Here is a 23,920-nt window from a genome sequence, read left to right on the forward strand (position 1 = left end):
GTCTTTTCGCAATTCCGAAGCGAGAGGAGTCAGGCCGCCAGCGGGTCTTCTTCCATGGCCTCGATCTGTTCGACAAGCATGTCCACCTGCCCACGCCAGTAGTCGCTGCTGCCGAACCAGGGGAAGTTGGCTGGAAAGATTGGGTCTTGCCAGCGACGTGCGAGCCAGGCGCTGTAGTGGATGAGGCGCAGCGTGCGCAGCGGCTCGATGAGCGCGAGCTCGCGGCGGTCAAAGCTGCGGAACTGTTCGTAGCCGTCGAGCAGGGCGCTCAACTGGTGCGTGCGCTGGCGCCTGTCGCCCGAGAGCAGCATCCACAAGTCTTGCACGGCTGGGCCCATGCGTGCGTCGTCCAGATCCACAAAATGGGGGCCGCCCCGGCCCCACTCATCCAGCGGAGTCCAGAGGATGTTGCCGGGGTGGCAGTCGCCATGCAGGCGGATGTTTGTGGCACTTTTTAGGCCAAAAGATGGCCTTGCGCTTGTACCTAAAGCGCTACCAGCTATCAAATCAATAGCTTTGTCGCACTGGGTTCTCCAGTCGGTCTGTACGTCCAGCGGAATGATGTCGTGTGTGAGCAGCCAGTCGCGTGATGCGATGCCAAAGGTCTGCACGTCCAGCGCGGGCCGCTGCGCGAAGGGCTGGGTGGCGCCCACGGTGTGGATGCGTGCGAGAAAGCGGCCAATCCATTCGAGCACATCGAAGTCATCCAGCTCCGGCTGGCGCCCACCGCGCCAGGGGCTGACCGAAAACGCAAAACCGTCGTGCTGGTGCAACGTGCGGTCGTTCAGCACCAAGGGGCCAACGGCGGGCACTTCGGCGGCCATCAGTTCGGCCGCAAAGGCGTGTTCTTCAAGGATCTGTGCCTCGCTCCAGCGGCCGGGGCGGTAGAACTTGGCCACCACGCGCTCGCCGTCTTCCAGCGTGACCTGGTACACCCGGTTTTCATATGACGACAGCGCCATGAGGCGCCCATCGCCATACAGCCCCACGCTGGCCAGCGCGTCGAGCACTTGGTCGGGAGTGAGGCGGGCGTAGGGGTGGAGGATGTCTTCGGGCGTGGTCGTCATGCCCGGCATTGTCGCCCGCCGGGTGTCGGCTCGCCGTTTATCGGTGCGCCTTCATTAATTGATTAATTAAACGCGGCGCCGCGTTGCGCGCATGCCCAGGGCGGCTGCGGCCAGCGAGAGCAGCACCAAGCCCCATTCGGAGAGGGTGGGAATAGATTGTGTCGCAGTCGCAGATACTGGTGCCAGCCATTGCGCGTATAGCGTAGTGCTGGCGGCGATGTTGAAGGTACCGCCAGCGGCATAGCTTGTGCCCGAGCCGTTGGCGGCGGTGTTCCAGCCGTTGAAGGTGTAGCCAGTGCGCTGCTGAAAGTTCTGCCCCAGCAAGGTCACCGTATCGCCAATACTGTAGGAGCCGCTGTCGGTGGGTGGCGCACCGTAGGTTTGGCCATTGCCGTCGTAGGTTACATACAGCGGATTGACGACGGCCACGGTGACCATATTGCTGGTCGTGGACGCGTAGGTGCCGTCCCCTGCCTTGGTGGCAGTGACTCGGCATGTACCTGCACTGGTTCCGGTCAATGTGTTCCCGCTCACCGTGCAGGGGCCGCTGAGCACGGTGTAGCTGGTGGCCCCTGTGCCCGAGCCGCCGCTGGTGCTGAGGGTGGATGTGTTGTTCGCGGCCAGGATGTGCGAGGTGCTGGCGGCCAGGGTCAATGGGGTTTGGCTGGTGAACGAGGCGGACGTCACACCCACGTTGAAGCCGCTATACACCTCGGCGACGGTCACCTCCCACGAAATGGAGGTGACGGTGCCGGTGAATTGCACCGTTCCTGCGCCCTCATTGCCGGTCAGCGTTCGTCCTTGGACCGACAGGCATTCCCAGGCCGGGTTGGTGCCAGAGGTTGGATTGGTGCATTTGGGGCTTTGGCTTAGAAGCGTGAAATCCTGGTCAAACCGGTATGCCGACAAACCAGCTCCACCGCCCAGAGAAAAGACCGGCATCACGATGTTCGTGACGGGCTGGCTGAATGTCAGCGTATGCCTGGCCACCGCTGGCACGTGCCCAGCCTGCGCGATCATGTTGGCATTCGTAGGCAGTGACGGTACGTTGGCGCTGGTGTACGTGCCGGCGGGAGCATAGGTGGTGCCACCCCAGCCTCCTATGTTTCTCCAGTACCCATTGGGACAGGCGGTGATGGTGGTGGTGAAGCAGCTGTACTGAGTCACTTCCCCGGTGAGCGTGACTGTTACCACGGTGTTGTCCGGCAACGTCAGGCTGCCGCTCGCGCTATTGGTGTAGTTGTAGTTCGGCGCGGGGTTGTTGGACGGATAGCTCCCCGGATTGGTCCAGGTCACCCAATTGACGGTTTGCGCGTGCGCGGCCACCTGAGCCGTCCACAAGAGCAGGAGGGCACAGGTCTGGAGCAGGGCGCGAAACATTCGGTGCGGCGTGGACATGGCAAGGGGCGAAGCAAGAAGGGGTACCACCCAATCTACCGGACGGCACCACCGCCAATCTGAGCGAATCTGAGCGCATCGAACAAATTGTTCGTCGTGAAAAAAACCTCTGGCGCTTGTACTGAAAGCGCTAGATGCTCTTTTTTTAAGAGCGATCCTCGATCGGAAGGTCCAACTGCAGGCACACAGGCTGGTCGCCTCCAGCGCTGACCAGTGTCACACTTCCGCCCAGCTTTTCAGCGATGCGCCGCACCAGATAGAGCCCTAGCCCGGCGCCAGTGCCGCGCTGGGTGCTGGCACCGCGCCAGTAGCGCTCGAACAGGTGGTTCTGCTCTTCGGGCGGGATGGCGGCTGCGGGGTTGGCCACGTCGATGTGCAGGCGCGGGCCGCTGCGGCGGGTGCGCACCTGCACGGCGCCGCCGGGGGGCGCGTGGCGGTTGGCGTTGGCGAGCAGGTTGCGCAGGGCGATGCGCAGCAGCTCGGCATCGGTCACGAGGTGCTGGGTGCCGTCGCCGTATTGGCAGGCGATGCGACCAGGGGAGAAGTCCGCGCACAGTTCCGCGAGCAGTGCGTGCAGGTCGCATGGCGCCTTGTGGGGCGCGGCGGCAGGCTCTGCCAGGCGGTCGTCTGCCAGGTAGTCGTCCACCAGGTGCATCAAGCGCCGCACAGCGGCCCGGATGTTGTGGCTGCGGGCCAGGGTTTTTTCGGGCGACGCTCCCAGGTTGCGCGCCAGTTGCTGGGCGCTGGTGCTGATGACGGCCAGCGGCGTGCGGAACTCGTGCGACACCATGGCGACGAAGTCGCGCTGCTCCTGGCGCACGCGCCGCTCCAACTCCAGCGCCCGCAGCAACTCGCCCTCGCGCTGCTGGCGCTGGGCCAGCTCTGCCTGCAGGTGCATCTGCTCGCGCTCGTGCGCGCGGCGCTGGCGCACGTAGCCGCCCACGATCCACAGGCTCAGCAGCACCATGTGCACCATGGTGCCCAGCAGCGAGATGTTTTCGGTGAAGGCGTTGATGGGCACCAGGTTCAGGTTGCGGGTAAAGGCGATGAACACGCTGGCGTGGAAGGGGCCGAAGGTGATGAGGAAAAAAAGCGCCGCACGGCTGCCGCCGCGCAGCAGCCATAGGGCTATGCCGGTCAGCAGCAGCAAGGTGGGAACGGCCACGACCTGTACCAGGATAAGACCCCAGGCGAAGTGCCCGGTGTGCACCAGTGCAATGCTGGCCAGCGCTGTAGCCTGCGTGGCGGTCAGCAGCCAGCGGTTCAGGCGTGGGTGGCTGTGGCGCAACTGCAGTTGGTGGGTGGCCATCCATGTGGCGATGGGGACGGCCAGCGGCAGGCTGGTGCCCAGCAGCCGGTCGCTCCACGTGCCGGGCATGCCCGTGATCTGCTGGAGCAGCCCCAGCGAGAGCACTTCATTGAGCACGCAGATGCCGATGTAGGCAAGGAACAGCCCGCTCAAGGGCGCACGCGTGGCGCACCAGAACAGGGCGTGCAGGCACACGAGCAGCGTGTAGAAACCCAGGTACATGCCGGTGAAAAGGCCCTGGCGCCGCGTCTGGTTGTCGAAGGCCAGGCGCTGCCATACATCGACCTGCGTCTTGATGGCATTGCGTGCGGTGATGCGGATCAGCACGGTGTGGGCACCCGCATGGCGCAGGTTGAGCCCGATGGCGGGGCTGCGGAAATCCACCGGCCATTGCGTGCGTGCAACGTCCTCGCCGCTGGCGCCCAGGGCTTCCCAGATGCCCGGTGGGCGATGGACGTACGTTTGGACACTGTCCAGCAGCGGGTTGCTGAGCAGCAGCATCCAGTAGCCGGGCTGCACCGCATCCAGTGGCAGGCGCAGCCAGATGGCGGCGTGGGTGTACCCCGCGTTCACGTTGGCGGGCAGGTCGGCCCAGGCTGCGGACTCGGCGGCCTGCATGGCAGACATTTCGCGCGTATCGTCCTGCAGCCACTGCAGGTGGCCGGCCGCGCGCAGCATGCGCTCGTTGGGCTCCAGCCGCAGGGGCGTCTGTGCCGCCACCAGCAGCGGGGCCAGCAGCCACAGCAGCAGCGCGGCGGCGATGAGCACACGATAATTTCGCGGTGATGAACCCCTGCAACCCCTGGCCATGAACGAAGTGATCCTCCTGGAAGATGAGCCCGTGCTGCGTGCCGAGCTGGGCGAGTTTCTGGAGCATATCGGCTACGCGCCCCAGTGCGTGGCCAGCATCGCAGAGTTCGACCTCCACTTCGACGCGCGGCGCCACCGGCTGGCCATCATCGACATTGGGCTGCCCGACGGCAGCGGCCTGGCGCTGATCCAGCGGTTGCGCCAGGGCGGGCAGCCTCTGGGTATTGTGGTGTTCAGCGCGCACAACACGGGGGCCGACCGCGTGGAGGGCCTGGCCCTGGGCGCCGATCACTACCTGGGCAAAGGCTGCGATCTGGAGGAGCTGGAGGCTACGCTGGCCGCGCTGTCACGGCGGCTGGGGCTGCAGCAGCGCGAGGCACGTTGGCTGCTGGAGTCGTTGGCGGGCCGGTTGCTGCCGCCCGGTGCACCGCCGGTGCATCTGTCGCCGCAGGACGTGCTGGTGCTGCAGTGCCTGATGCGTGCCGCAGGGGGCGCGGTGAGCCGTCGCCAGATCGTTCAAGCGATGGGGGCGGACTATGTGGATTACGACCAGCGGCGGCTGGATTCGCAGATGCTGCGATTGCGGCGCAATGTGCTGGCGGCCAGCGGCCAAAGCCTGCCGATTCGCACGCTGCGGGGCAGCGGGTACTGCTTTTATGAGAAAGCCGACGTCTCTGGCTGATTGGCGCGCCGCAATGGATCGAATGGCCGCGGCTGTCACACGCAGTGTAGGTATATCGCCGTTGCCGTTGTCGCGCGTGCTTTTGCTACGAACTGATCGCTGGGCCGCGCTCATGCGTTACCTCTGCCAGCGCATCGCCCCTCGAACACCCCTGCGTCACCCTTCGATGTGTTGCAGGCAATGGGGTAACTGCCGGATTTAGGCTGAATTCAGCAAATACGGAATTTGTTGAACCCCTCTGACTAGCGCTTGCGTCTCAACATTTCCAAAGCCCAGTATGAGTCCGTTCAGCTTTGCCTGCCGACAAAAGGTTTCAAGGCCATATAGGCCAATTCCAATGCTTGCAGCTCGGTGGATCAACGTGGGAACGTCGTATTGCGAAGGCAGCAGCAGTGTTGCGTGAAGGCCCGAATCAGAGCGCACCAAATGCGCCAGTGTTGGATCCATGTTCTTGAGCGTGGAAGAGAGCGCTGCGTGACGCTCTTCATACAGCGCGTTCATACGACGCAAGTGTTGGGCGAACGCGCCGGTAGACATAAATTCCGCCAGCACTGCTTGAGAGAAGGACGCCGTATGGCGGTCTGCTATCCGTTTGGCGTAAATCATCGACTCGGTCAGCTTCAATGGCAGTCCAACAAAACCAAGCCGAATGCTGGGAAGCAAAGTTTTGGAGAAACTTCCGACGTAAATGACTCGATCATTTCTGTCCAAAGCTTGTAACGCCTTGAGCCGTACGCCTCCAAACCTGTACTCACTGTCATAGTCATCTTCTACTACCCACGCATCCGACGCAGCCGCCCATTGAAGGAGAGCATGGCGACGCCGTGCGGACATTGCGACGCCGAGCGGAAATTGGTGGGCTGGAGTGGTGTAGATAAGCTTTGCGTCTTTGGGGATGGCATCGACCACCAGGCCTTCACGATCCACCGGGACGGGGGCTATGCGAGCGCCAGCCTGAGCGAACGGCTCTATGGCCGCAGGGTAACCTGGATCCTCAACAGCAACGACCATGCGGGGCCGAGCAATGACCTGTGCCAGCAAAGAGAACGCTTGTTGGGCTCCTGAGGTAACGAGAATCTGCTCGCACCCGTATGTGGCACCGCGGGATACGGAAATGTATTCTGAAATTGCTGCACGAAGGAGTGGAATTCCGAGCCCTTCGTCACTGTCTTTCTGGAACAGCAGGGTTTCCGCGCGAAGTTTGCGCAGGGCCGCTCTGCGCCATTCCGTCAAAGGGAATCGGCGCAAGTCGGGAAGTCCAGGTCGTAGGTCGCAGATCAACGTTCCGGGGGAGGCGGCGGCAGGAAGAATGAATCTTCGCTTTTGTCCTTTGACCATATCGGGCGGGTCGTTGACCACTTTGGGCCTGTCCAGCGTGTCGCCCACAAACGTACCCGATCCGCGCCGGGCAACCAAGCATGACTCAGCCAGCAAACGTTCAAACGCATCGATCACGGTGTTTCTCGACACGCCCAGCTGCTTTGCCAAGTCTCTGGTCGACGGCAGTTTAGAACCGCCGGGTATGCGCCCGGTGACAATCGCCTCGCGCAAGCGATGATGCAGTTGGTCCGCAAGACCGGGCCCATCGTCCCTGTCAAAATCTAGTGCCAATTCGTTGGCGAGTCGCTTGGCAGGGCGGTGCTCTAGCATGATGAAAACGGCCCTTCCGGCGGGAGTTGCGACTTGTAGCTTAGGGCCATTCAAGTCAATTTGACAATGGGTGCCTTGCGCACGAAAGACAAGCTCAAAGACGCTGCCAAGGCGCACGTGGACATGCTCGATAGCGCCCTGAGCGGGTCGTGTCCTACCCTCAAAACCCTCAGGTCAAATAAGCCGCTTGATGCTCAAACGTCTGTTGCCGGGTCAATGGCCATGGGGTCGCTACCGACCTCTTTGGAAGAACTCCGAGACGCCAGCGCGTTTGCTATTGAAGCCCTGAGTCTTGTTGCTGAGCGGTTTGACAGGTGGTTCTCCAATATTGTGAAAAGTGGTCCTTCCGGCAGAAGTGCAGGACTTCTAGCATGGAGCCAATCGAGCAAACGACGAGTGATGGTGCGGAAAGACGCAGCTCGAACATTGGAGTAATCATGACTTTTCAGAATAGTTTTCGTTGCCTTCTTGCTCTGCTTTCTATCGTGTCAGCTGGTGCCTCATTTGCTCAAGAGCCAACTCGCGCAAAGGTCTCACAGCTATTCTCTGAAAAATTGATGGAATGGCCAGGGAAGGTGGTCCGCTCGTTCCTTGTCGAGTTTCCACCTAAGGGCGAATCGGTGCCGCACACCCACGCTGGTCCAATCTTCGCCTACGTTTTGCGCGGTACCTGGGTCATGCAGATGGATGGCGGTAGTGAGCAAACCGTTCGCGCAGGCGAAGTGGCGTATGAACACGCGAACCACAAGCATCTGGTATCGCGCAACGCGAGCAGCACCGAGCCTCTCCAGCTCCTTGTTTTCTACATCTCGGATCCAGATGCGGCGGTCTCCATCCCTGTCACCGAGTAGCGGCATATCGGTTTTGCTGGGCTGTTTGAAGTCGGACCACGCGATCCTGCTCGTGGGCCAGGATATGGACGAAGTGTTCCGGGTCACCGCCATGGACAACTGCACGTTATTGCGAGCAGATAACTGGACGAGACCCGTAACAACGAAATTGTCCAGAGTGCGCTCCTCGGAGGTCATTGAGATGTCGACTTTGCTTGTGGTGCGGGAAGTCACGTCTGGTAAGGGCGATCACTCAGGCCAGAGGCCGAGGGCCTGGTTGTGAGTAAGCCTCCTGGTCCCTCAAAAAATCCACTTGCCAAGCAACTGAGGTGTCGTCCTGGAATAGTTGTTCCCCCCATTTTTGTATTGAGAGTACGTCACCCGCAGGCCAGCCTGGAACGTTGCTGATTGATCGACGTCCACGGTGAAGTCCGACTCGGCGTACCACTGGCGCCCATGTGTATCCGTCCGGGTCGTCCAGAGATAGCCGTCCGCATGGGCCTTTCGCGGCCCCACCAGTGCAAAGGAGCTGCTCCAGACCGTATGGAAGAAAGCCTGCGGTCGGTTGTAGTTGTTGTCGCGGCGATAGAGTCTCGTCGAAAGGTATGAGAAACCGGGAGCTTTCCAGTCGATTGCCAGGCCTATGCCCAGCGACCGGAAGCTGCCGTAGCTCGCGAATTCGCCTCGGGTAGCGAGATAGACATCTTGGACTGGACCGATGGACCATTTGGATCCGGTCAGCCTCGACAGGCTGAGGCGCGGGGTCCAGACGAGAAACTGCTGGTCCTTTGTGTCGCCCCCAAAGGAGCCTGCTCCGGAGCCTCCTACCTTGTTGCCGTGGTATTCGTCGATGAAGAAGTAGTTGTCGCCGTACTTGAACGTTCCGTAATGCTCGAGCCGGACCGCATGAAGACGTTGGTCACTGCTGCCGGTTCCAAGAACGAGGTCCTCCTTGGACCGTGAGGTATAGAAGTACTGCACGTTCGTGCTGGAGTAATCTTCTGCGCGGGCGTGTGTCCAGCAGGCCACTGCCGAAAGGCTGGCCATTGCGACAACGAAGGGCTGGATCCTGGAACGATGCGTCGCTTGGTGCGCTTGTTTCTTCATGGTCTTTGTCTCCATTGGAATGTTGTTGGAATGGCGCCCCGTGGGTAGCACTGAGGCGTCGCTTCGAGGCGGTAACCCCACGCGATCTAATAAGCTTCTTTGGGTGAATGCCGGGGGCTCTTCATGTCCCTGGGCGATAAGGCAGGGGCGTTAGGCGATGCGCAAGCCGCTCATGCCCGACAGAATGGCGACAGCGACGACTGCAGCCAACGCGATGCCCACGTTGGCGAGGCGATTCGCTTTCGCGGCGTCCATGCCATGAGCCAATGCAACGACACGGGCGCCGAGCACGAGGTGTGTGAGCACGAAGAAGACGCCCAGCAGGTAGTGCGGGAGCAGGCGAATGTTCCAGGCGTCCCTGATCAGCCCGGTCGGCGCGCCGGTCGCGAAGTTCCAGTCGGTCGGAATGTCCGCGAAGGTTCGCGCGTAGAAGAAGACGGAGTTCATGTGCCCCAGCACAAAGAAGATCAAGTAGGCGCCGCTCGCGATTTGCAACGTCCTGAACCAGTCCGCCTTCTGCCGGGTGTAGCCCCACAGGAGCGCGATTCCAGAGCCGACCTGGAAGAGGAAGAGAGCCACGACGATCGGCTCGAGCACCTTGGCGCGATACAGCACCCTGAAGATGTCCATGAGCCGACGGTGCTCGGCTTCGCCAATTAACCCAGCCATGTGATTGATCAAGTGGAGTGCCAAAAAGAGCAGCACAATGGCCATCGCGCCAATGCCGTGGGCCACCCTGAGCCGCGCCGAAACTGGTACAAATTCACCCGACGAGGCGACGCTGTTCGATAGCGACACCTTCACCATCAGGACGAACACGAGACTCCACAGAACTACCCAAAGAGTGATGTCGCTGATCGGGTCACCCGCCATGTACAGCAGCACGCCGCTGGCTGTGAAGAGCGGCGCGGCAGCCACGGTGAGCAAGGCCAGCCGCTTCGCCAGGATCGTGCTCGCGGACGGCATCTCTACCTGGCCAAGCTTGCTCGCGAGTAGGAGCCCGAGGATGGGGACGCCGATGGCGAGCAGCAACAGCACGCCGGCCGCGAACGAGGCTCGTCCGGCCGCCGCTGCTACGGCGGCGTGGAATGCCTTGAGCAGGAACGGGTAGGCAAACGCCGCAGCGACTGGCGCGAACAGAAGCAGTTTCGAGTCCCTCGATTGAACGTCCGGCGTTGCAATGACTGTGGTCATGGTGATGTCTCCTGGGGTCGGTTCCTGTCTCAATTTGGCAGCCTTGGGGTGTATTAATATTCATGCTCCTAACCGAATTTCATAGTGAATATGAAATTTAATGCATGTTCGGCAAATCATAGGAGTCCGTCCGGCCCAGTTAAAGAGCCACTTCTCCGAATCCTGGGGGGCCACTTCGCCAGCCTTTGGCCAGCTCTGCCGTACGCACATTCCTGAAGCCGAGCACCACGCAATTTGCGAACGGCGCCCTACGGCACAGAGTGAGGTCGTGGACATGGACACCCTCGGGGAGTGCGCACCCGCGACGAGTGCTTGTGCCTGCAGTGGATGTGATGCCCCATCCGGCGACGTGCCCAATACTGGATATGGAGAGAAGGCTGGCCTATGCGATGCGCTCGGCCATGAGAGCCATCCGAATTGGATCGACGGGCGCACGCCGCCAACCAATTCACCGCGATCGCGGGGGCACCTTAGACCGCCTTCGCCATACGTTCACAGGCCGGCGAACCAGTTGTAGCCATGCAGGTCTTCCCAGTAGCCGCTGGTGAACGTGTCGGACACGGTCAGTCCGGTGAGGTGTTTGGGATTCTTGAAGCCCAGCTTCGTGGGTATGCGCAGCCGTAGCGGGAACCCAAACTCTTCCGGAAGGCTTTCCTGGCCGTTGAAGCTGAATGCCAGCATGGTTTGCGGATGCAGTGCGCTCGCCATGTCGATACTGGTGTAGTAGCCGTCAGAACATGCGAAGGCGACATATTTCGCTCGGATGTCGGCTTCCATCAGCTGAAGGAAGTGCCATAACGGCACGCCGGTCCATTGGCCAATGGCACTCCATCCCTCGATGCAGATCAGGCGCGTGATTTCCGTTCTTGGGGGCAACGCCTTGATTTGGGACAGCGTCCAATCGCCTGGTTTTCTCACCAGGCCATCGACCTTGAGCCGCCAGCTTCTTTCGTCAATCTCGGGCACCGAGGCTTCTGAGTAAAACGCGTTGAAGCGGAATGGCACAGTCAGGTCGCTGGTTGAGAAGGTGGGCGCCAGCGTCTCGGGACGAAACAGCGCCGCCTGAGCGGCATCATTGAAGCGCGATACGCGCTTCAATGATGCCTGCACATAGTCGTTTTCGGTCACGCTGCACCCTGACACCAACGCCGCTACCGCACCGCCAAGCGATCGACGCAGAATGTCCCGGCGGTTGGTAAAGGTACCCCTTGTCACGATGTTTTCCGCAGAAATCCCAACATGGAGAGCAGCGATCGGGGCGACAGGAGGGCGAGGCAGATATGGCCGCAGGCGAAGCCCGTCAGTAGGGCCATGCAGAGAAAATGGACCTGGCGCGCCATTTGATAGCCGCCAAACATCTGTGTCAGCCATTGAAGCTGGACTGGTTTCCAAATGGCCAGGCCAGACAGGATGACAAACATCAGCAGGGTCAATACGCCCAGGTACACGACCTTCTGTACGTGGCTACGTTCGGCGTGCTCTCCTCTCGCGCCGAGCGACAGGTACAGGCGCCGAAGGCGACCCGTCGTAACAAGCAGCGACACAGCGACCAGCCCATTGGCGGCTAGCACCCACATGCCGGCGAAGTGCCACATCAGCGCGTTAGGCAAGCTCCCGCCTAAGGTAAGGTAGTCAGCAAATCCGCCGATCCAGAACGGATCGGCGTTGTAGATTTGCCAGCCGCTGGTCAGCATCACCAGGAAGGCCACTGCATTGGTCCAATGGCAAATCCTTACCCAAAGCGGCGGCATGCTGAATTTCTTAGATCGGCGGCAGAAACCCGTCTCGGCCAACCATTACCGTGTTGGCGTTGTTTACTCCATCAGCTCCTTGGTCGGCAATCACCATTACCTTGGCACCAAGGACGATCTGTTCACGTTGGCCCGGCACGAATTGGCCATACACAGTGGCTTTGTCTAGCACGACGCGCTGGGTCTTCTCGCCAAAGCGCATTTCAAGTTCCGTCGCGCTGGTCTTCTTGCTGACCTTTGCGACGGTAGCGTTCGTCATCGTGTTGCGCTTACCCGTGTCCCAAGGGAAGTGACCTTCGTACAAACCACGGGCCGCTTCGGGGAATACCATCACGCCGAGGGCACGCACCTTGCCTTGCGGCGCGGGCGCAGCGGCTATTCCTAAGTAGGAGTTCTCTTTGATGGCGCCAACAGTGGTGCGCGATACGTCCAGCACTGCTGCTGTCTCCGGCAGCTTGATGGTGGCCTTGGCGCCTTTGCGGTCGGTGACTGTGAATTCGGTGGCGCTGACAGCACTGATCTCACCGCGAACATGGATTTGACGGTCAGCGGCGAACGCGGTGATGGCGCCGAGTAGGGCGGCGCCGGAGATCAAGAGACGGAGTAGCTGCATGGCTTCGTTGAGTTAGTTGAGGAGAGCTCAAATAGTGCCGCCATGAACTGCGGACGACTATCGGTCGAATGACCGGTTCACCTGTTCAAACAGACCCTCAACGCACGGGCTCCGCGGGTGCTCGGGCGATTTTCTTGAGCCGTGCCAGAAGATGCTCTGCTACTGTTGGTGTGGTGTCTTCGGATCCCAAACATGCGCTAGCAGGCCGCGAGTTGCGTCCTCAGCGCATCAGCCCGGAGTGGGGTGCGGGTATGCAGGCTCTACGCCCGGCGCTCCGCGCATTCGCTACGCTGCCGGATATTTGACCGATGCCATCACTGTGAGAGCCAGAGGGACACTAAGGCAACCAGCTGGGTGCGTGCGCCCTGAGTGCACGGAGCCAAGAATAAATATGCCTTCCGACACATCGATAAATGCGGCCCTTGCAATTCGTGCCCTTGCATTCGTTGGCGACCTTAGCATGGGCCAGCCGACGGACCATTCCCTCCGGGTGGCGTGGCTCGCATCCAGGATCGCGGAATGCTTGGGGGCCAGCGCGGCAATACGCGTTGAGGTACAGCAGGCAGCCCTTTTGAGATGGTCAGGTTGTACGGCAAATGCGCCTGAGTTCAGTGGGCTGATCGACGACGATGTTTCTGGCCGGGCGATGATCCTGGCCGGCGACTCAGCCGACATCAGATTTCAGTTCATTGACAGTCAGATCCGCAGCGCTTTGCAGACGCTAGCGCAAATTCATTGTGAAGTTTCTGGCGAGGTGGCTGGCATGCTGTCCCTGGCGGGGAGCGTCGAAAGGACGCTGCGCTTGATTTTTGAAAAGTTTGACGGAAGCGGCCCCAATAGATTGAGTGGCGACGAGGTTCCAGTCGATGTTCTTATCCTCGGGCTGGCAAGTGATTTTGAAGTCATCAGCCGCATCCATGGTCTCACTCGTGCGATGTCGTTTGTTCGCTCGAGAGGGGAAGAGGCTTATCCAATCAGATTGATACGTTTCGTGATCGATCATGGAGATGATTGGTTGCAGACGCTGAATCGTGACGACGAATGGAAAAGTGATTTGGCTGCACTTTCGGAGGGAGGCATGACACGAGCTCCTTTGGAGTTAGTGGCAGACGTCATCGATCTAAAACTTCCATGGATGCGGGGGTACTCTCGCCGTGTTTCCGAGACCGCACGGCAGGTCTCGGCACTGATGGGCATGACTTCGTCGGGTCAGGCGCTTTGCAGTCGAGCTGCCTTGATCCATTGCATGGGACGTGCGGCGGTACCCAACTCAGTCTGGAACATTCCTGGGACGTTACCCGTATCGGCGCGGGAGCAGATTCGATTGACGCCGTACTGGGTATCAAGAGCAGCCTCGCAAATTGAGAGTCTGGCAGGGGAGGCAACCGTTGCGTCCTACGTCAGCGAGCGTATGGATGGCAGTGGAAGCTTCCGCGGCTGCAAGGGGGACAGGATACCGATAGAAGGTCAGGTGATTGCGGCTTCCGCTGCGTGGGTTGCGCTCAACTCCGCGAGACCATGGCGCGCGGCACTACCTGTGGAAACAGCGAAAACCACCTTGCTGAAGGAAGCCGCGGAGGGGCGCTTTAATTTAGAAGTCGCCAACATACTTTGCGGTTCATCCATTGCGGCGCAACGGCCTGTGCGCGCGGCAGCAAGCGTATTGTCGGAACGCGAGGTTCAGGTTTTGCAGGCTATTAGCCTGGGGCAAACCAACAAGGAAGTGGCTCGTTCACTCGAGATCAGCCCGAGCACGGTGCGCACCCACGTTGAAAGCGTTTTCCGCAAACTTGGGTGCACGACACGAGCAGCCGCAACGCTAAAGGCGTCGGCGCTGGGTTTGTTGAACTATTGACCCGGCACAAACGTTTGAGCATCAAGCCGCGTATTTGGCGCTTGAATCCGTGCGGATTGGCTACACCAGGCGACCAGAAATGGTGCATGTCTTTAACGGTGCTCACCGACAACGTATGCCAAATCGGCCGGGTGCAAGAATACCGTTTGGATCAAACACTTTCTTGATCTCGCGCGCAATTGTTGCGTGCATTCCCAGGCCATCCATGATCTCTTCCTGAAAAATCGTTGGAGGGCGAGAAACCAAATATCCTTTGGATTGAAACACCGAGTTCAGTTCAGAATAGCATGCCTTTGCTCGTGACCGCGATTCCGGGTCAACACTATCAAAGACAATGTGTTGGGTATTTCGCATGCTCCTCGGAGAGCAGAGAAATTGGTTGAGATAGGCAAATCCGTGAGCCGAACAGATCTCCCGTGAAAGATTGGCAGCCTCCAGTGCGTACGATCCACAAAATGGAACACTGGGTAAAAAGCTCAACGCAGCGCCGTTTGTGTGCATATTGTAGAGATCGACTTCCGTTGCGTTTGGGATTCCTTTGGCGATGTCGAATCTGTACGCAAAGGCACGCTTTTGCGAGGCATCCTCTTCCGTCAAGTATTTCATTCCCGGTATATCGGCAAACATTTGACGAATGTGCTCAATCTGAGGCGACAACCCGTCTTCGCGGCCGTAGACACAACCAATTACGTTCCAGGCACCTACACCATGGGCCTGTCTTAATTGGCCTAAATCCGCCTCTCCAAAAGGTGGTTGATTCGCCGTCCCATGCTGAATCGGGCGGGAAGCTTGAAGTCCAAGACAGAATTGATCGTTTGCGATACTGACCGTGCTGGGAATAGCGCCAAGCAACTTCAGCCGTCCTGCAATGTCAGCGATTCTTCCAATGTCATCCTGCCGCTCAAACGTGAACACGAAGCCGCGAGCAGCCGATGGAGCCGGCATGAGCCATAGCCCTGCTTTCACTACCACGCCATAGTTCGATTGCGCAAACAGTGCATCAAGCATTGGTCCGAAGCCACCCTTGTGAGTGAATTGACTCACAGAATTCTCTAGCGCCCCGTCGCCAGTCTTGAGCACACGGCCATCACCTAGAATAACTTCCAAACCAATAAGGTTTGCAAAATTATTACCAAAAGGGGTATAGCCGGCACCTTTATCGAGTGCATTGCCAAGAACGCTGGCTTCGACTGGGCCCGATGTTGGGCTAATCCAATAGGGAGCGTCTTCAGACTGAAGAAAATCGTACAGTTGTTGAAAGGTGACTCCTGGCTCGATGACGACGTAACCCAAGTAAGGGTCGTAGGAGATAATTTTGTTCAATCGACCCAGTGACATGGTCACCGAAGAGGGTTGAACCGCGGTTGCCATGCCCAGTCCGTGCTGAAGGCCCTTGCTGATTGGGTGAAGGGGAAACCTGTACCTGTTGGCGATCTCGATGACACGCCGCACCTCATCCGCGTTTGCTGGAGACACAACACCAGCAGGAAATACATCCCCTGAGGGATCCATATTCACGGCGTAGGGCAGTATGTCTTTCTCATTGGTCCATACCCATTCTTCTTCAACAACTTGACGAAGGTCTTGGAATGCGGTGTGGTAGTTGAACGTTGTCATGTGGGCTCGGTTCTGGTTAGGTGTCATTCGGTTTCAACGACCTCTTTGGACGAAATTCAGAATTTCTGCCCCCAACTGCTCATCCTCCGTATTGAACTGCAGCACCATCGAGACGTGATTATGATGCTCCATGCGGAGAAATCTGGGGCAGGCCCGATCGCGCTTGCATACCGCTGCATACAGTAAGGCGCCTTGCATATCCAGGTCTGGATTGTCGTATTCGGCAATGCCAATGAATAAAGGTATGCGTGGCGCTGTCGCAATATGGCTGATGGGCGACATTTGAGGGTACCGGGTGCGATCTGTCCCGAAATATGCCTGAAATGCCGCAAGGTTCGGGTCGTCAGCTTTTGGGTCAAATTCATAGCGGCCGCTAAGGAGGACCAAGCCCGCGACATCCGTGCCTGCCTGAGCTTGCAATTCCGGGTTGAATGCGTAAGTTGCTATGTGAGTCGCACCAGCCGAATGGCCGATTAGAAATATACGTTCCGGGTCACCCCCGTATTTTTCTGCATTAAGTTTCAGCCATCGAACTATTTCACCAACGTCTTGCGCAGCTGATGGCCATTTGGAGGCGGGTGCCAACTGGTATGTTGCATTGACCCCCAGCATTCCGTGTCGTGCAAAATAAGTCGGCACGTTGGCATAAATTTCGGCATTTAAATTTCGTTCGCCGCGCACATACGCCCCACCATGCAGAAAGACCACGATGGGTTGCTTGGTGCTGGTGGCAGAACGTGGTTGGTAAACATCGAGTAGATTCCGTACGCCGGGGCCGTATGGAATATCTTTGATGATTCTAATATCTCCCTTGGGAGACGTGGCAAGAAGTGGCGTGTACGCATCGATCGTTTTGCGGATGTTTCCTGGTACATCTTTACCCCATGTAGCGCCGACCTCGGCGAGCATGTTCCGCAGATCCTGAGGCATCTTGGAAACTTGAGCGTATCCTCCAGTGGGAAGGAGTGTGGTAAGAGTAGCAATAATCCATACGGCTGCGCCAAGAAAGTGATGACTAATTGCTTGAAACATGTAGATCACTTTCAGGTTGGGGGGGTATTTTTAGTTCAAAGTTAATTTGGGGGCAGGTATTGGACGGATAAACGGTCTCTCATCCAAGTTTTTGCACCCCGTATTTTTTCATGTTAATTTTCCGCAATTCTTCTGGCGTAGGCTTGTTGCCAAATTTGTATGCGGGAGACAGAAGCGGGCGCGCATCGGAAACGGTGATTTTTACAACGTGGTTTACTGGGTACTCTTCACCATTTACTTCGTGAACCCAGCTTGCGATGGCTTCAAAGTCCGGATCGCCTTGACTCAGTACCGCTGCAATTCCTGAAAATCGATATCCGCGTCGCTCGAAGATATCCACTACATTGACTGCAATCGCCGGATTGCGGAGCAGGTTGGAAATGGTTTGGGGAGAGCAGATGTTCGCAAAGAAAAGGCTATCGTCCTTCGCGATGAGAGAGGCCTTGGGCGAAAGGTTTGGCGTTCCGTCCGCGTTAACAGTGGCGACGAACGAAAGCATTGCGGCTTTGATCGTCCCAATCATGTCGGATGTCAGTTTGGCCATCACTGTCCTTTCTATGGTTTTCGCACCAGTACGAACAGACAGGGCGGTCTTTGTTTGTCCGTTCCTGTACTGGCACTATGGTGGGCCGAGTACGACGGTCAGTGAAGAGCCACTTTTTCGTTTTTCTTTGGTCCACATTTCATGTTGAGCCATGGACACTCCGGTCAGCAGCGGGGCCAGCCGTCTAGAAGGCCTGGCCCTGGTACTCCACTACCTGAAAAAAGGCTGCGACCTCGATGGGCTGGAGGCCAGGCTGGCCGCGCTGTCGCGATAGCTGGGGTTGCAATTGCGCGAAGCGTGCCAGCGCGTACTGCTTTTATGAAAAAGCCGACGTTTCTGGCTGATCGACGAACCGCAATTGCTCGAACGGCAGCGCCTGTTTGACCAGGATCACGGTGCAGGGCGCATCGCGCGCCACGCGCATGGGCACGGTGGCGATGAAGCGCTGGGTTTGCAGCCCGTGCGTGGCTGCGCCCAAAATCATCATGCCCACGTGGTTGCTGGCGGCGTAGCGCACCAGCGCCTGGGCCACGTCGCCCGCTTCGAGCACGTGGTAGCTCACGGCATGGCCGCTCAGGTCCAGCCCCTGGGTCCATTGGCGCAGGCGCGCCATGTGCTGGCGGTGCAGGGTGGTTTCGCTGCGGTTGCTGTCGCTGGTGCTGCTGGCGCCGGGCGAGATCACTGTCACGCAGGCCAGCCGCGCGCCGGGGCGTATGCCCAGCGAGCGGGCCACGGCCTGGCGCAGTGAGTACAGCGTGGCATCGCTCACGTCGGTGTGGGGCACGGCCACCATGAGGATGGGCGTGTCTTCGATCTGCTGCGAGGGCAGGGGGCTGGGTGTGTATTGCATGCCCGCTGCACGCAGCCAGCGCTTGAAATGGGTGCGCAGCGGTGTGCGTTCGGTGCGTTCGCCTCGGTCGGTGATGGGTACTTGCTCGGGGTGGGTCAGGTCAAACGCCAGGTGGGCGGCCGAGGGATAGCGGTGGGATGCCTCGGGCTCCAGGCAGCGCAGGATGATCTCTTGCAGCCAGGGCGGAATGTCGGCGCGGTGTTTGCGCGGTGGCGCGGGCGTCATCCACAGGCGCTGGCGCAGGCCGCCGCTGGTGGTGGGGGCGCCAAAGGGCAGCTCGCCCGTGGCCAGTTCGTACAGCATGACGCCGATGGCGAAGATGTCGCTGCGCGGGTCCCCGCGCACGCCCACCACCTGCTCGGGCGCGATCCACGCGGGCGAGCCCACGGCCTGGCGCATCTCCTCGGCCAGCAAGTCGGGGTAGTGCGCGTGGCATGACAGGCCGAAATCCAGCAGCACGGCGCTGCCGTCGGCCTTGATGAGCACGTTGGCGGGCTTGAGGTCGAGGTGGCACACGTTCTGCTGGTGCAGGCTGTGTGCGGCATGGGCGGTGGCGGCGCCCAGTTGCGCGATGGTGGCGGTGTCGGCGCGCACGGGCGCATCCAGCCAGTGCTGCAGCGTCTGGCCGGGGATGTATTCCATGACCAGATAGGGCAGGCGCATCAGGTCGCCTGCGGCCACGAAGCGCGGCACGTGCGGTCCGCTGAGCACGGGCAGGATCTGCAGCTCAACTTCGAAGCTCACGATGTTCTCGGCGCCGTCGCCCGCTGTCATGCGCGGGATTTTCATCGCCATCGGAAAGCCGGGATTGCGGCCCGCCTGGGCGTATTCCACCGCGTAGATGTGGGCCATGCCGCCCGCGTGGATGCAGTCCACCACGCGAAAGCCGTCGATCTCGGTGCCGGGCGTGAGCAGTTTCATTGGCCGTGTTCCAGGCGGTCGGCGTAGAAGGCGGGCAGGCCGCCTGTTGCGCGGATGGCGGCTGCGGCGGCCAGGTGGTCGTACGGCACGCGGTGAAAGGTGATCTGCTGCGCTGTATCGTCGAACAGCGCATACATGGCGCGTGCGTCGCCATCGCGCGGCTGGCCCACCGAACCCACGATGGCGAGCCACTGGCGGTGCGGCGGCACGGGCACGGGTACGCCGGGCTCGGGCGAAAAACGCATGAGCTTGGCGGTGGGTGTGAGGAAGTACAGCGAATGTTCGTGCACATGGCCGCTGAACACGTAGCGGATGGTGGGGTCGATGGCCTGGGCTGCCGTCATGCTGCGCTCGGCGGCGTCGGAGTCCATCACGTAGCGCCATTGCTCGGGCGCATCTGCACTGGCGTGCACCAGCAGCGCGCTTTGTCCCAGGCGGGCGGTGAGCGGCAGCGATTGCAAAAAGGCCAGGTGCGCCGCGCCCAGGTGGTCGTGTGTCCACTGCGCGCCCATTTCGCCACGGTTGCGCGGCGTGGCGGGCGGGGCCAGCGCCAGGGCATCGTGGTTGCCCAGCACGGCCAGGGCGCCCTGCTGCACCAGGGCCTCGACCTGCTCGACCACCGCCACGGGATCGCCGCCGTAGCCCACCAGGTCGCCCAGCAGAGCGAACTGCTCGGCGCCCTGGGCGCGGGCGTGCTGCAGGCAGGCGGCCAGGGCCTGGTGGTTGGCGTGAATATCGGAGAGGAGGGCGGTCTTCATGTTTTTGTCTCCGTGCCCATCATCGCGCCTGTGGCTGAACGCCAGCTTGCAATCGCGCCCGCCGCGATGGTGTAGTTATTTCATAAGAAAATAGCTGCTAGCGCTTATTCAATAAGCGCTAGCAGCTATGATTTTAATAGCAATTGTGCGCGGCAGGGCTACTGGGCCATGGCCCGCCAACCCCGAGGCGCCGTGGCTTACACCAGCGTGATGGTCACGTCGATGTTGCCGCGCGTGGCATTGGAGTAGGGGCAGACCTGGTGGGCGGCGTCCACGAGCTTCTGGGCCGTGGCCTTGTCCAGGCCGGGCAGGCTGATGGCCAGGCGGGCGGCGATGCCGTAGGCATTGGGGATGGGGCCAAGGTCGACTTCGGCGTCGATAGACACGTCTTGTGGCACGGGGATACCGATCTTGCCGCCCACGGCCTTCATGGCGCCGATGAAGCAGGCTGCGTAACCCGAGGCGAAGAGTTGCTCGGGGTTGGTGCCGGTGCCCGAGGTGCCGGGCGAGGACAGCTTGACGTCCAGGCGGCCGTCATCGGTCTTGGCGGCGCCATCGCGGCCACCGGTCACGTGGGACTTGGCGGTGTACAGAACTTTTTCGAGTTGCGTCATGGTGTCTTCCTTGGAGGTTGTTGCCCACAGGCGGGCGGTGGAGGGAATCGGTGTTGGGTGTGCTGCCAGGGCGCCGTCAGCGCTGGCTAAGGCGGTCGCGCAGTAGCCTGAGCTCGGTGGTCAGGGTGGTCAGCTCGGAGATGGAGCACTGGCTGCTTTCGAGCACGCAGGGCGGAATGCGCTCGGCCTGGTCGCGCAGCGCCCGGCCAGGCGCCGTGAGGCTGATGCGCACGCGGCGCTCGTCCTGTGCATCGCGCAGGCGGGTGATGAGGCCCGAGGCCTCCAGGCGCTTGAGCAGCGGCGTGAGCGTGCCCGAGTCGAGAAACAGGCGCTCGCCCAGCTCGGACACCGTGAGGCCGTCTTGTTCCCACAGCACCAGCATCACGATGTATTGGGGGTAGGTCAGGCCGACGGCATCAAGCAGCGGCTTGTAGAGCTTGGTCATCGCCAGCGAGGCGGAATACAGCGCAAAGCAGACCTGGTTGTCCAGCCACAGGGTGGGCGGGCTGGGGGTGTGGGCTGCTTGGGGGCTATGCATAGGGTGAATTGTGATTGGCAATTAAATTGTGTGCAATTGAATTGCCAAAACTGCTGTTTGCGAAAGGGGATTGGCGCCGGGGTGGGCGCCAATCCCCTGTCAGTGCTATCTGCGCGCGCTGCAGACACAGCCCTGGGGCTGCGCTGCTGAGCGTGGATTTGCTATCAATAGTGAAGCTTCTAGCGCTTATGTATCAAGCGCTAGAGCCCATTTTTTATCCAATCAATAGCTGTAAACGCCTTGGCCCGTCTTGCGGCCCAGGCGCCCGGCGGCCACCATTTCCTTGAGCAGCGGGCAGGGGCGGTATTTGCTGTCGCCGAACTCGGTGAGGTACACGTCCATCACGGCCAGGCACACGTCAAGGCCGATCATGTCGGCCAGCGCCAGCGGGCCGATGGGCTGGTTGCAGCCGAGCTTCATGCCTGCGTCGATGTCCTCGGGTGTGGCCAGACCCTCGGCCAGCACGAAGAAGGCCTCGTTGATCATGGGCACCAGGATGCGGTTGACCACAAAGCCGGGCGCGTTCTTCACGGTGATGGGGCTCTTGCCCAGGGCCTCGGCCAGCGCCTTCACGGCGTCGTGCGTCGCGTCGGAGGTCTGCAGGCCGCGGATGATCTCCACCAGTGCCATCATGGGCACGGGATTGAAGAAGTGCATGCCGATGAAGCGGTCGGCACGGCTGGTGGCGGCGGCCAGCTTGGTGATGGAGATGGACGAGGTGTTCGACGCCACGATGACCTCGGGCGGGACGATGGCATCCACCTGCTTCAGGATCTTGAGCTTGAGCTCGTAATTCTCGGTGGCGGCCTCGATCACGAGTTGCGCGGCCTTCAGGTCGTCGTAGCTGGTAGAGACCTTGATGCGGGCCAGGGCCGTGTCCTTGTCGGCGGCACTGATCTTCTCTTTCTTGATCAGGCGGTCCAGGCTGCCCGCCACGGTGGCCAGGCCTTTTTGCACTGCAGCATCGGAGATGTCCACCATCACCACGTTGATGCCTGACACCGCGCAAGCCTGCGCAATGCCGTTGCCCATGGTGCCGGCGCCGATGATGCCAACGGTTTGAATCGTCATATAGAGAGCTCTCTTCAAAGTGAAACAGACGGGCAACATGGTAAAGCGAATCGCACGCTCGTTCGGTTATCGTGCCCGCACACCGCCGTAATGAGCGGCACAGGAGACAAAACAGCATGTTCGATTACATCGTCGTAGGCGGCGGCTCGGCGGGCTCGGTGCTTGCAGGGCGCCTGACCGAGGACCCCGCCGTCCGGGTCTGCCTGCTGGAGGCAGGGCCTGCTGACAAAAGCGTGCTCATCCACTGCCCTGCGGGGCTGGCCGTGATGGCCAAGTTCGAGCTCAACGGCTGGGGCTTGCGCACCACGCCGCAGGCCGGGCTCAACAACCGCCAGGGCTACCAGCCGCGTGGCAAGGTGCTGGGCGGCTCCAGCTCCATCAACGCGATGGTTTACATCCGTGGCCAGCATGCCGACTACGACCACTGGGCTGCCCAGGGCAACCCCGGTTGGGACTGGGAGGGCGTGAAGCCCTATTTCCTGCGGTCAGAGCACAACGAGCGCGGCGCCGACGCCTGGCATGCCCAGGGCGGCCCCTTCAACGTTGCGGACCTGCGTGCGCCCAACCGTTTCAGCCACTATTTCACCGAAGCGGGCGTGCAGGCGGGGTATCCGCACAACCCCGACTTCAACGGCGCCACGCAAGAGGGCGTGGGCATGTACCAGGTCACGCACAAGAACGGCGAGCGCCACAGCGCCGCCAAGGGCTATCTCACGCCGCACCTCGCGCGGCCCAACCTGCAGGTCATCACCGGGGCGCAGGCCACGCGCGTGTTGTTCGACGGCAAGCGTGCGGTGGGCGTGGAATACCGCCAGGGCGGTGCGCTGCACCAGGTCAAGGCCAACCGCGAGGTGTTGCTGAGCGCGGGCGCACTGCTCTCGCCGCAGTTGCTGATGCTGTCGGGCGTGGGGCCGGGCGCGCAGTTGCAGCAGCACGGCATTCCCGTGCGGCACGACTTGCCGGGCGTGGGCCAGCATCTGCACGACCACCCGGACGTGGTGCAGGTTCTGGATGCGCCCAAGCTCAAGGATCTTTTCGGTCTGTCGCTCGCGGGCATGGCGCAGACGGTGCGCGGTATCTTTGAATGGCGCAAGCATCGCACCGGCATGCTCACCACCAACTTTGCCGAGGCCGGGGGCTTCATCAAGAGCGATCCGTCCGAGGCCGCACCCGACCTGCAGTTGCACTTCGTGATCGGCAAGCTGGTGGACCATGGGCGCAAGACCGTGTTCGGCCACGGCTACTCGGCCCACATGTGCCTGCTGCAGCCCAAGAGCCGTGGCACGGTGTCGCTGGCCAGCAGCGACCCCATGGCCCTGCCGCTGGTGGACCCGCAGTTCCTGGCCGACCCCGAAGACCTGCAGCGCATGGTGCGTGGCTTCAAGCTCACCCGCCAGATCCTGGATCAGCCCGCGCTAGCGAAGTTTGGTGCCAAGGAGCTGGCAGCCTCAGCCGGTGCCCGGACCGATGCGCAGATCGAGCAGTTCCTGCGCCAGTACACCGACACCATCTACCACCCCGTGGGCAGTTGCCGCATGGGCCCCGGCCCGCTGGATGTGGTGGACGCCGAGCTGCGTGTGCATGGCGTCCTGGGCCTGCGCGTGGTGGATGCGTCCATCATGCCGCGCATCGTGAGCGGCAACACCAATGCGCCCACGGTGATGATTGCCGAAAAGGCGGTGGACCTGCTGCGCGCGGCCGCGTAGGGA

At 60.7% G+C, this 23,920-nt stretch carries 22 protein-coding genes; 5 read left to right on the forward strand and 17 right to left on the reverse strand.

All coding sequences use genetic code 11. The features are described 5' to 3' along the window. Window positions 1-29: 29 nt before the first annotated feature. From Q0105_RS18790 to Q0105_RS18800, 3 genes are all read right to left on the reverse strand, one after another. Window positions 30-1,067 (reverse strand): serine/threonine protein kinase, encoded by a 1,038-nt coding sequence (locus tag Q0105_RS18790; RefSeq protein WP_298213910.1) that lies wholly within the window; start codon window positions 1,065-1,067, stop codon window positions 30-32. Window positions 1,068-1,133: 66 nt separating this feature from the next. Next, window positions 1,134-2,465, reverse strand: a complete 1,332-nt coding sequence (locus Q0105_RS18795) for an InlB B-repeat-containing protein (protein WP_298213912.1) — start codon at window positions 2,463-2,465, stop codon at window positions 1,134-1,136. A gap of 145 nt (window positions 2,466-2,610) precedes the next feature. Further along, the gene (locus Q0105_RS18800; RefSeq protein WP_298213914.1) at window positions 2,611-4,542 is read right to left on the reverse strand and encodes a sensor histidine kinase; all 1,932 of its coding nucleotides are present in this window, start codon (window positions 4,540-4,542) and stop codon (window positions 2,611-2,613) included. A gap of 40 nt (window positions 4,543-4,582) precedes the next feature. On the opposite strand from Q0105_RS18800, the gene Q0105_RS18805 reads away from it, so the two are divergent. Further along, window positions 4,583-5,266 carry a response regulator transcription factor gene (locus Q0105_RS18805; RefSeq protein ID WP_298213916.1) on the forward strand — a complete coding sequence of 228 codons (684 nt, stop codon included), beginning with the start codon at window positions 4,583-4,585 and terminating at the stop codon, window positions 5,264-5,266. Window positions 5,267-5,464: 198 nt separating this feature from the next. Here the strand turns inward: Q0105_RS18805 and Q0105_RS18810 are convergent, their stop codons facing one another. Beyond that, window positions 5,465-6,916 (reverse strand): PLP-dependent aminotransferase family protein, encoded by a 1,452-nt coding sequence (locus Q0105_RS18810; protein WP_298213919.1) that lies wholly within the window; start codon window positions 6,914-6,916, stop codon window positions 5,465-5,467. Window positions 6,917-7,287: 371 nt separating this feature from the next. On the opposite strand from Q0105_RS18810, the gene Q0105_RS18815 reads away from it, so the two are divergent. Next, window positions 7,288-7,767 (forward strand): cupin domain-containing protein, encoded by a 480-nt coding sequence (locus tag Q0105_RS18815; RefSeq protein WP_298213921.1) that lies wholly within the window; start codon window positions 7,288-7,290, stop codon window positions 7,765-7,767. A 279-nt stretch (window positions 7,768-8,046) separates the two neighbouring features. Here the strand turns inward: Q0105_RS18815 and Q0105_RS18820 are convergent, their stop codons facing one another. The 5 genes from Q0105_RS18820 to Q0105_RS18840 form a co-directional block, all read right to left on the reverse strand. After that, the gene (locus tag Q0105_RS18820; RefSeq protein ID WP_298213923.1) at window positions 8,047-8,853 is read right to left on the reverse strand and encodes an outer membrane protein OmpK; all 807 of its coding nucleotides are present in this window, start codon (window positions 8,851-8,853) and stop codon (window positions 8,047-8,049) included. A gap of 150 nt (window positions 8,854-9,003) precedes the next feature. Beyond that, window positions 9,004-10,047 (reverse strand): hypothetical protein, encoded by a 1,044-nt coding sequence (locus tag Q0105_RS18825; RefSeq protein ID WP_298213925.1) that lies wholly within the window; start codon window positions 10,045-10,047, stop codon window positions 9,004-9,006. A gap of 492 nt (window positions 10,048-10,539) precedes the next feature. Continuing rightward, window positions 10,540-11,175 (reverse strand): molybdopterin-dependent oxidoreductase, encoded by a 636-nt coding sequence (locus Q0105_RS18830; RefSeq protein ID WP_298213927.1) that lies wholly within the window; start codon window positions 11,173-11,175, stop codon window positions 10,540-10,542. A gap of 83 nt (window positions 11,176-11,258) precedes the next feature. Beyond that, window positions 11,259-11,756: a cytochrome b/b6 domain-containing protein gene (locus Q0105_RS18835; protein ID WP_298213929.1), complete on the reverse strand. Its 498-nt coding sequence runs from the start codon at window positions 11,754-11,756 to the stop codon at window positions 11,259-11,261. A gap of 52 nt (window positions 11,757-11,808) precedes the next feature. Then, entirely contained in the window at window positions 11,809-12,411 is a 603-nt protein-coding gene (locus Q0105_RS18840; RefSeq protein WP_298213931.1) for a hypothetical protein, read from the reverse strand. Between the two features lie 391 nt (window positions 12,412-12,802). Here Q0105_RS18840 and Q0105_RS18845 point away from each other — a divergent pair, with 391 nt between their 5' ends. Next, window positions 12,803-14,266: an HD domain-containing phosphohydrolase gene (locus Q0105_RS18845; RefSeq protein WP_298213933.1), complete on the forward strand. Its 1,464-nt coding sequence runs from the start codon at window positions 12,803-12,805 to the stop codon at window positions 14,264-14,266. Between the two features lie 102 nt (window positions 14,267-14,368). Here Q0105_RS18845 and Q0105_RS18850 read toward each other — a convergent pair whose 3' ends face one another. The 3 genes from Q0105_RS18850 to Q0105_RS18860 all read right to left on the reverse strand — a co-directional run bounded on the left by Q0105_RS18850 (window position 14,369) and on the right by Q0105_RS18860 (window position 17,459). Continuing rightward, a complete protein-coding gene (locus Q0105_RS18850) occupies window positions 14,369-15,883 on the reverse strand; it encodes an FAD-binding oxidoreductase (protein ID WP_298213935.1) in 1,515 nt (504 codons plus the stop codon). A 33-nt stretch (window positions 15,884-15,916) separates the two neighbouring features. Continuing rightward, window positions 15,917-16,792 carry an alpha/beta hydrolase gene (locus Q0105_RS18855; protein WP_298213937.1) on the reverse strand — a complete coding sequence of 292 codons (876 nt, stop codon included), beginning with the start codon at window positions 16,790-16,792 and terminating at the stop codon, window positions 15,917-15,919. 202 nt (window positions 16,793-16,994) lie between these two features. Next, a complete protein-coding gene (locus Q0105_RS18860; RefSeq protein WP_298213939.1) occupies window positions 16,995-17,459 on the reverse strand; it encodes a pyridoxamine 5'-phosphate oxidase family protein in 465 nt (154 codons plus the stop codon). Window positions 17,460-17,610: 151 nt separating this feature from the next. Here Q0105_RS18860 and Q0105_RS18865 point away from each other — a divergent pair, with 151 nt between their 5' ends. Then, window positions 17,611-17,733: a hypothetical protein gene (locus tag Q0105_RS18865; protein WP_298213941.1), complete on the forward strand. Its 123-nt coding sequence runs from the start codon at window positions 17,611-17,613 to the stop codon at window positions 17,731-17,733. Between the two features lie 42 nt (window positions 17,734-17,775). Here the strand turns inward: Q0105_RS18865 and Q0105_RS18870 are convergent, their stop codons facing one another. From Q0105_RS18870 to Q0105_RS18890, 5 genes are all read right to left on the reverse strand, one after another. Beyond that, a complete protein-coding gene (locus tag Q0105_RS18870; RefSeq protein WP_298213943.1) occupies window positions 17,776-19,230 on the reverse strand; it encodes a bifunctional serine/threonine-protein kinase/universal stress protein in 1,455 nt (484 codons plus the stop codon). Then, window positions 19,227-19,988, reverse strand: coding sequence for a metallophosphoesterase family protein (locus Q0105_RS18875; RefSeq protein ID WP_298213945.1), 762 nt, complete (start codon window positions 19,986-19,988; stop codon window positions 19,227-19,229). The genes Q0105_RS18870 and Q0105_RS18875 overlap by 4 nt, the downstream gene beginning before the upstream one ends. A 197-nt stretch (window positions 19,989-20,185) precedes the next feature. Continuing rightward, window positions 20,186-20,602, reverse strand: a complete 417-nt coding sequence (locus Q0105_RS18880) for an organic hydroperoxide resistance protein (RefSeq protein WP_298213947.1) — start codon at window positions 20,600-20,602, stop codon at window positions 20,186-20,188. A gap of 76 nt (window positions 20,603-20,678) precedes the next feature. Beyond that, the gene (locus Q0105_RS18885) at window positions 20,679-21,140 is read right to left on the reverse strand and encodes a MarR family transcriptional regulator (protein ID WP_298213949.1); all 462 of its coding nucleotides are present in this window, start codon (window positions 21,138-21,140) and stop codon (window positions 20,679-20,681) included. Window positions 21,141-21,362: 222 nt separating this feature from the next. Next, window positions 21,363-22,211, reverse strand: coding sequence for a 3-hydroxybutyryl-CoA dehydrogenase (locus Q0105_RS18890; protein ID WP_298213951.1), 849 nt, complete (start codon window positions 22,209-22,211; stop codon window positions 21,363-21,365). A 116-nt stretch (window positions 22,212-22,327) separates the two neighbouring features. On the opposite strand from Q0105_RS18890, the gene Q0105_RS18895 reads away from it, so the two are divergent. Then, complete coding sequence (locus Q0105_RS18895) at window positions 22,328-23,917, forward strand: GMC family oxidoreductase N-terminal domain-containing protein (RefSeq protein ID WP_298213953.1); 1,590 nt, start codon at window positions 22,328-22,330, stop codon at window positions 23,915-23,917. Window positions 23,918-23,920: the final 3 nt, after the last annotated feature.

This window comes from Acidovorax sp., from assembly GCF_027492855.1.
Lineage (GTDB): Bacteria > Pseudomonadota > Gammaproteobacteria > Burkholderiales > Burkholderiaceae_C > Acidovorax.

Excerpts from the sequence above, each read along its gene's own strand:
- Q0105_RS18790 (WP_298213910.1), bottom strand. The coding sequence starts at position 1,067 with ATGACGACCACGCCCGAAGACATCCTCCACCCCTACGCCCGCCTCACT.
- Q0105_RS18795 (WP_298213912.1), bottom strand. The coding sequence starts at position 2,465 with ATGTCCACGCCGCACCGAATGTTTCGCGCCCTGCTCCAGACCTGTGCC.
- Q0105_RS18805 (WP_298213916.1), top strand. The coding sequence starts at position 4,583 with ATGAACGAAGTGATCCTCCTGGAAGATGAGCCCGTGCTGCGTGCCGAG.
- Q0105_RS18810 (WP_298213919.1), bottom strand. The coding sequence starts at position 6,916 with ATGCTAGAGCACCGCCCTGCCAAGCGACTCGCCAACGAATTGGCACTA.
- Q0105_RS18815 (WP_298213921.1), top strand. The coding sequence starts at position 7,288 with ATGGAGCCAATCGAGCAAACGACGAGTGATGGTGCGGAAAGACGCAGC.
- Q0105_RS18820 (WP_298213923.1), bottom strand. The coding sequence starts at position 8,853 with ATGAAGAAACAAGCGCACCAAGCGACGCATCGTTCCAGGATCCAGCCC.
- Q0105_RS18825 (WP_298213925.1), bottom strand. The coding sequence starts at position 10,047 with ATGACCACAGTCATTGCAACGCCGGACGTTCAATCGAGGGACTCGAAA.
- Q0105_RS18840 (WP_298213931.1), bottom strand. The coding sequence starts at position 12,411 with ATGCAGCTACTCCGTCTCTTGATCTCCGGCGCCGCCCTACTCGGCGCC.
- Q0105_RS18845 (WP_298213933.1), top strand. The coding sequence starts at position 12,803 with ATGCCTTCCGACACATCGATAAATGCGGCCCTTGCAATTCGTGCCCTT.
- Q0105_RS18850 (WP_298213935.1), bottom strand. The coding sequence starts at position 15,883 with ATGACAACGTTCAACTACCACACCGCATTCCAAGACCTTCGTCAAGTT.
- Q0105_RS18855 (WP_298213937.1), bottom strand. The coding sequence starts at position 16,792 with ATGCTCGCCGAGGTCGGCGCTACATGGGGTAAAGATGTACCAGGAAAC.
- Q0105_RS18860 (WP_298213939.1), bottom strand. The coding sequence starts at position 17,459 with ATGGCCAAACTGACATCCGACATGATTGGGACGATCAAAGCCGCAATG.
- Q0105_RS18865 (WP_298213941.1), top strand. The coding sequence starts at position 17,611 with ATGGACACTCCGGTCAGCAGCGGGGCCAGCCGTCTAGAAGGCCTGGCC.
- Q0105_RS18870 (WP_298213943.1), bottom strand. The coding sequence starts at position 19,230 with ATGAAACTGCTCACGCCCGGCACCGAGATCGACGGCTTTCGCGTGGTG.
- Q0105_RS18875 (WP_298213945.1), bottom strand. The coding sequence starts at position 19,988 with ATGAAGACCGCCCTCCTCTCCGATATTCACGCCAACCACCAGGCCCTG.
- Q0105_RS18880 (WP_298213947.1), bottom strand. The coding sequence starts at position 20,602 with ATGACGCAACTCGAAAAAGTTCTGTACACCGCCAAGTCCCACGTGACC.
- Q0105_RS18885 (WP_298213949.1), bottom strand. The coding sequence starts at position 21,140 with ATGCATAGCCCCCAAGCAGCCCACACCCCCAGCCCGCCCACCCTGTGG.
- Q0105_RS18890 (WP_298213951.1), bottom strand. The coding sequence starts at position 22,211 with ATGACGATTCAAACCGTTGGCATCATCGGCGCCGGCACCATGGGCAAC.
- Q0105_RS18895 (WP_298213953.1), top strand. The coding sequence starts at position 22,328 with ATGTTCGATTACATCGTCGTAGGCGGCGGCTCGGCGGGCTCGGTGCTT.